Source organism: Neobacillus thermocopriae (assembly GCF_010975035.1).
GTDB lineage: Bacteria > Bacillota > Bacilli > Bacillales > Cytobacillaceae > Neobacillus > Neobacillus thermocopriae.
Window position 1 is genome coordinate 1 of record NZ_JAAIUV010000048.1, and the last position, 4,711, is coordinate 4,711.

Genomic DNA, 4,711 nt, shown 5'->3' on the forward strand with positions numbered 1-4,711 from the left:
TGGCTTCCTGGCATAGAACTCATGCCCGCCGAGGCTCCATGTCAAGCCACGAAAGGTAACTGTAATTTAAATTAGAAAGTGGTTTGGAATTTAATTTATTTGTGTCCGGAATATTGACGTAGGTCCAAAATTTTAAAAGTAACTTATATAATATTTACCTCTTTTAATTAGCTATTTAATTGATTCTTTTTACAGCCCATCATATAGATTTTTGGATTGCTGTTTTATTTAGTTATCTATACAATCTCGGAAAAGCCTATAATGAAGAGGAAGAGAAGGATGTATTTGAAAGGAATGAATAAATTTTGTTTAATTTAGAAAGTAGTCAGAATCAATGGAAGGAGATAACAGAGAGAAAAATACGGTATGATTCGAAAATTGTAGAATATAAATGTAATTTGTTATGTGTTCAAAGTCAATGTATCGTTTTGTTTCACATTATTAAAGAAGCTTTTACCATACAAGTTAATCATATGAATATCACTATTCCAGTAGGGAGTTATACCATTGCTTATTATTGGGAAGATCGTCCATATAATTTATATTTTTGGAGAGATAAAGATGGAAATTATTTAGCTTCGTATTTTAACATTGTAAAAAATACAAAGTTCGAAGAAAATGTGGTTTCCTTTGAAGATTTAATAATAGATGTACTAGCACTTCCGAATGGTGAATATTTTATTTTGGATGAAGATGAATTACCAGAAGCATTAGAGAGATTTGAGAATGGTTCAGTTAAACGTTCATTAGAAACATTATTAAGCTCAATTCATCACATACTCTCTCAAACGATTAAAGAATCTGAAAGTATATATAACCATCAAAGATTTATTCCACTTTTAAATAAGGGCTGAGAAGTCCTTTTCCAAGGATTTGAAACCATTCATATTACTACAAGTAGTAAAAAACTAATCCCATATGAAGGTTTGAGAAAATACAAAAATCCAAGAAATGCACTAAAAACATTTCTTGGGTTCCCTTGTTTATATAGGACTTTATGAAGAAGTATTTAAACATAGGATTTTTCAAGATTTCCAATAAAAACGTTGTAGAAGTGTGTAAGAGTAAACCATATACGTTATTATGGTACGTTTATAGACCTTCAAAATTGTTTATCCATTTCTTTTCATTGTCAAAAAGCAAATCCCACTTTTTCGATTTTATCCAATCAAATAAATCACTAATTTCCTTATAATCCTTTATAAAACGAACTAGAAATTCCAACCCTATTAAAAGATCATCACTTTTCACCGTTCTTTTTCTTTTCAATATAGTTTTTATACGAACAATTACAGGGTTAATGGCCGATTCATCCCCATGTTTTTTGATAGCTAACAATGCATAGCACTTAACTGAGGAAGACCTATCTTCTAAAGCGTTTAAAAAAATAGGAAGTAAAGAATGATCACCTAATTCACTTAATGCCCACAAAACTGAACATTTAGTATCTCCTTTTGTATGTTGAAGTAAATATATTAGGTAAGGAATAGACTTATTTGTACCAATTTCACATAATACTGAACATGCATATCTTAAATCATTTTCATCTGTTGCATGCGAAATAATTTTAATGATTGCTTCCTCTGCTAGACAACTTTTACAAGCCCGTATTGCCTTCATTGCAGAATGTCTAACTAAATGACGTTTATCATTGATAAGTTTAATAATAGGTGTACAATCTTCTACCTTCCTTTGTTCCGCAATTCCTTCAAGTATCCGCATTAATAAATAATTATTCTTTTCCGTTTCAAGCCCTTTAAAAAGAATATCTAATACACGTTTATCTCCAGTATTGGCACCAATTTTACTTAATATGAAGTAAATATTGTTCCTAGTATCTATTTCTTTTGTTTTTTCTAATAAATAATGTAAAAAAGGAATATGATTAATATCTGTTAGTTTTTCTGCTTTTCGATAAGCCTGAAAAGATAGAGATTCTTCACTTAAAAGTTCTCTCTCACTATCTGACATTTCTTTGATTAAATCTAACAGTTGTTCTTCATCCATAAAAGTACACTCCCTATTACCTTCCATAATCTATGGTTCTACACCGTAACCATTCATCCCTTCTTAAATGTTTTTACATTCGGCTTTTTAATTTTGGTAATAAAAAAGAACATGAAAAACTTCATGTTCTGCGTATGCTCAAGTATTTTAGACTGAAACATATATATAAAAAAGTTGAATTTTTAATTTACCCTGCAAAAAAATGCTAAGGCCTTTGATGAACGACTTAACATTTATTGAACTTTTACAGCTCATCATAAATTTCTTATATTAATAAGTAAAATCTCAACTACATTATAAATTTGAGTAAAGTTAACATAAAAAATCCTGCAATCGAACATGAAGGATTTAAATTGTTTTAAATATAAATAGTCATTTCTATAAACGTTTGACTATTAAATAAATTAATCAAAGTATCTTTTTATCAATTAAATAGAATCATAAATGTAAATAATTAGCTATGCTAAAAATTACTTGAGAGTAAAATAAAGTACCCAAATAAAGCCTAGAAACAAAATACCTACTATAAAACGAAATCACTCCTCAAAATTAACCTTTTTTAAAGAATTTTATAATGGCATTTCCAATAATTATAGCTAAAATCAAACACCATACATATGTACTTATATCTTTAGGTAAAAATTTCAATAAATAGGTCAATTCCCTTATCTATGGCACTATCTATTTTTTTTTGCGTATTTTTTTAGAATACTTGCTAGTGCCTTTGCTGTCATAGTTGCTTTATCCTTGGGTGTAAACGTAGGTTCTCCAACTAAGTCATATCATCAGTCAACTTAGCACGACATGTTCTTAGCACAGTGATTCTCTTCTAAGCATAAGATTCGATTCATCTGAATTTTGAATAAGACGCAAGCATTATTAAAAAAAAAGACTTCCAGCATAAATGCTGAAAGCCTTAATTTATAAGGATCTAACCCTATTACGATACCGGTGGTCGGGGTCGAACCGACACTCCCGAAGGAACACGATTTTGAGTCGTGCGCGTCTGCCAATTCCGCCACACCGGCATATTATGGAGGCGGCAACCGGATTCGAACCGGTGGTAAAGGTTTTGCAGACCTCTGCCTTACCACTTGGCTATGCCGCCTTAATTTTTGGAGCGGAAGACGGGATTCGAACCCGCGACCCCCACCTTGGCAAGGTGGTGTTCTACCACTGAACTACTTCCGCAAATATGGCTGGGCTAGCTGGATTCGAACCAGCGAATCACGGAGTCAAAGTCCGTTGCCTTACCGCTTGGCTATAGCCCAATAATATAACAATTAGCAATTATTTTCAATAATAAATTTAATGGGGCGATCGATGGGAATCGAACCCACGAATGCCAGAGCCACAATCTGGTGCGTTAACCACTTCGCCACGACCGCCATCATATTATTTTGGCAGGGGTAGTAGGAATCGAACCCACATCAAAGGTTTTGGAGACCTCCGTTTTACCATTAAACTATACCCCTATTACAATGGTGGAGGGGGACGGATTCGAACCGCCGAACCCTGAGGGAGCGGATTTACAGTCCGCCGCGTTTAGCCACTTCGCTACCCCTCCACTTATTTAAAATTAATTGTATAAATGGTGGCTCAGGACGGAATCGAACCGCCGACACAAGGATTTTCAGTCCTTTGCTCTACCGACTGAGCTACTGAGCCGAAATATCAAACTCCCTTACGGGATTACTATCTTCAAGTGGCGGTCTGGACGGGACTCGAACCCGCGACCTCCTGCGTGACAGGCAGGCATTCTAACCAACTGAACTACCAGACCTTATTGCGGGGGCAGGATTTGAACCTGCGACCTTCGGGTTATGAGCCCGACGAGCTACCGGACTGCTCCACCCCGCGATTATATTAATCTAAAAATATGGTGGAGGATGACGGGATCGAACCGCCGACCCTCTGCTTGTAAGGCAGATGCTCTCCCAGCTGAGCTAATCCTCCATGATGGTGACCCCTACGGGATTCGAACCCGTGTTACCGCCGTGAAAGGGCGGTGTCTTAACCACTTGACCAAGGGGCCATATTAAAAACTTGATTATGGCGGAGAGCAAGGGATTTGAACCCTTGATACGCGGTTAGCGTATACACGATTTCCAATCGTGCTCCTTCGACCACTCGGACAGCTCTCCGTATAAATGGCTCCGCAGGCAGGATTCGAACCTGCGACCGATCGGTTAACAGCCGATAGCTCTACCACTGAGCTACTGCGGAATAATCTACAGCCTGGCAGCGTCCTACTCTCACAGGGGCTTTCGCTCCAACTACCATCGGCGCTGAGAAGCTTAACTTCTGTGTTCGGTATGGGAACAGGTGTGACCTTCTCGCCATTGCCACCAGACCATGCATTCGACACTATTTTATTATAATGACTTTTTTATATTTTGCAAGAGGAAATTTTCATTTTTTTTCATTCCCTCAAAACTAGATAATGCAGAAGAAGTCAGAAAGAACGAGTTCGCCAAAAGCGAATGACTTCACTTTATTATTTGGTTAAGTCCTCGATCGATTAGTATCAGTCAGCTCCACACGTCACCGTGCTTCCACCTCTGACCTATCAACCTGATCATCTTTCAGGGATCTTACTAGCTTAACGCTATGGGAAATCTCATCTTGAGGGGGGCTTCATGCTTAGATGCTTTCAGCACTTATCCCTTCCGCACATAGCTACCCAGCGGTGCCTTTGGCAAGA

Annotated in this window: 2 protein-coding genes, 14 tRNA genes and 2 rRNA genes; 1 reads left to right on the forward strand and 17 read right to left on the reverse strand. The window is 36.7% G+C overall.

Going from position 1 to position 4,711, the window contains the following annotated elements:
- The first annotated feature begins 305 nt into the window (after positions 1 to 305).
- Positions 306 to 854, forward strand: coding sequence for a ribonuclease FAU-1 family protein (locus tag G4Z05_RS16160; RefSeq protein WP_205597606.1), 549 nt, complete (start codon positions 306 to 308; stop codon positions 852 to 854).
- Positions 855 to 1,092: 238 nt separating this feature from the next.
- Here G4Z05_RS16160 and G4Z05_RS16165 read toward each other — a convergent pair whose 3' ends face one another.
- From G4Z05_RS16165 to G4Z05_RS16245, 17 genes are all read right to left on the reverse strand, one after another.
- The gene (locus G4Z05_RS16165; protein WP_163252829.1) at positions 1,093 to 2,007 is read right to left on the reverse strand and encodes a HEAT repeat domain-containing protein; all 915 of its coding nucleotides are present in this window, start codon (positions 2,005 to 2,007) and stop codon (positions 1,093 to 1,095) included.
- A 946-nt stretch (positions 2,008 to 2,953) separates the two neighbouring features.
- Positions 2,954 to 3,035: transfer RNA gene (locus G4Z05_RS16170), tRNA-Leu, on the reverse strand.
- Between the two features lie 6 nt (positions 3,036 to 3,041).
- A tRNA-Cys gene (locus G4Z05_RS16175) sits at positions 3,042 to 3,115 on the reverse strand.
- 8 nt (positions 3,116 to 3,123) lie between these two features.
- A tRNA-Gly gene (locus tag G4Z05_RS16180) sits at positions 3,124 to 3,198 on the reverse strand.
- Between the two features lie 5 nt (positions 3,199 to 3,203).
- A tRNA-Gln gene (locus G4Z05_RS16185) sits at positions 3,204 to 3,278 on the reverse strand.
- 41 nt (positions 3,279 to 3,319) lie between these two features.
- Positions 3,320 to 3,395 (reverse strand) — tRNA-His (locus tag G4Z05_RS16190).
- Positions 3,396 to 3,408: 13 nt separating this feature from the next.
- A tRNA-Trp gene (locus G4Z05_RS16195) sits at positions 3,409 to 3,482 on the reverse strand.
- A gap of 7 nt (positions 3,483 to 3,489) precedes the next feature.
- Positions 3,490 to 3,574: transfer RNA gene (locus G4Z05_RS16200), tRNA-Tyr, on the reverse strand.
- Between the two features lie 25 nt (positions 3,575 to 3,599).
- Positions 3,600 to 3,675: transfer RNA gene (locus G4Z05_RS16205), tRNA-Phe, on the reverse strand.
- A 38-nt stretch (positions 3,676 to 3,713) separates the two neighbouring features.
- Positions 3,714 to 3,790: transfer RNA gene (locus G4Z05_RS16210), tRNA-Asp, on the reverse strand.
- A 3-nt stretch (positions 3,791 to 3,793) separates the two neighbouring features.
- Positions 3,794 to 3,867: transfer RNA gene (locus tag G4Z05_RS16215), tRNA-Met, on the reverse strand.
- Between the two features lie 20 nt (positions 3,868 to 3,887).
- Positions 3,888 to 3,963, reverse strand: a tRNA-Val gene (locus G4Z05_RS16220).
- 4 nt (positions 3,964 to 3,967) lie between these two features.
- Positions 3,968 to 4,042, reverse strand: a tRNA-Glu gene (locus tag G4Z05_RS16225).
- Between the two features lie 18 nt (positions 4,043 to 4,060).
- Positions 4,061 to 4,151, reverse strand: a tRNA-Ser gene (locus G4Z05_RS16230).
- Positions 4,152 to 4,158: 7 nt separating this feature from the next.
- Positions 4,159 to 4,233: transfer RNA gene (locus G4Z05_RS16235), tRNA-Asn, on the reverse strand.
- Positions 4,234 to 4,243: 10 nt separating this feature from the next.
- A 5S ribosomal RNA gene (rrf, locus tag G4Z05_RS16240) occupies positions 4,244 to 4,360 on the reverse strand.
- Positions 4,361 to 4,508: 148 nt separating this feature from the next.
- Positions 4,509 to 4,711 (reverse strand): 23S ribosomal RNA (locus G4Z05_RS16245); the annotation flags it as partial.